This window comes from Prochlorococcus sp. MIT 1303, from assembly GCF_001631965.1.
Classification (GTDB): domain Bacteria; phylum Cyanobacteriota; class Cyanobacteriia; order PCC-6307; family Cyanobiaceae; genus Prochlorococcus; species Prochlorococcus marinus_D.
Window position 1 is genome coordinate 1 of sequence record NZ_LVHK01000020.1, and the last position, 818, is coordinate 818.

General features: G+C 52.3%; 1 protein-coding gene and 1 pseudogene. Both read right to left on the reverse strand.

The genetic code is table 11. The features are described from left to right. The coding region (locus PMIT1303_RS00460) for a hypothetical protein (RefSeq protein WP_231901151.1) at positions 1-250 on the reverse strand (250 nt) is incomplete at its 3' end. Continuing rightward, positions 202-818, reverse strand: a pseudogene (locus tag PMIT1303_RS00465) (hypothetical protein); the annotation flags it as partial. The gene PMIT1303_RS00460 and the pseudogene PMIT1303_RS00465, both read right to left, overlap by 49 nt.

Here is an 818-nt window from a genome sequence, read left to right on the forward strand (position 1 = left end):
AGGCTTCAGCTAACTGGCTGAGACGAGCCTGACTTTTAGTAGGCAGCAGTCCAGAGGGTGGTTCTGCTAACTGACGCACCAAGAATGCATGAAAATTCTCCTGACGCCCCTCAAGATTCTTAAAACCGTTCTCAGCCTCCAGGGTTAACGCTTGCTGCAGAATGCGCATCCAGCTGAGTAGATGCTGCAACTGATCCGTACTCAGACCTTGGGTGGACTGGTTGGAGGATTGGCGGAAGGGCTCTGCCACCACTGTTGCTTTACCTCCTGAGCCATGGCGCGACGTTGCCAGTGCCGCTGTTGTCGAACCATTTTGAGCAAGGTACGGCGATGTCGCTTGAGTTGAGCCCGACACCGTCGCAAACGCGGGTCGTCAAACTCCAATTCGGATGGGCGCAGAAGAACGCAAATGATCTCCATGCCCTCTAAGACCATTGGATTGGTTGATACCGGTACGCGCAATCTCAGCAAATTGGATGCCACAGGTTCAGATTCCAACTGACCATTCAACACAGCATCAAGCAAGCTGATTGGTAAGAGGCTGTTGACAATTCCGGCTCGCAACATTTCAACGTTGAGAGCGTGGGAAAGATTGCGCAATCTACGAGCGAGAGCACGATCAAGAGATTCCAGCCAACGTGCTAGTTCAACGGGACTCACGGGCAGAAAAACCTGCTCCTCATCAAGACCACTGTTAAGCAGGGTGCTGTCACCAGGCTGCAAATCGCTGAATTCACTGGTCAAGACATTCTCTGTAGCCATGGTCTCGCCAGCCATGACAAAGAGAGAGCGAAGCACATCAAGATCACCCTTCTGAC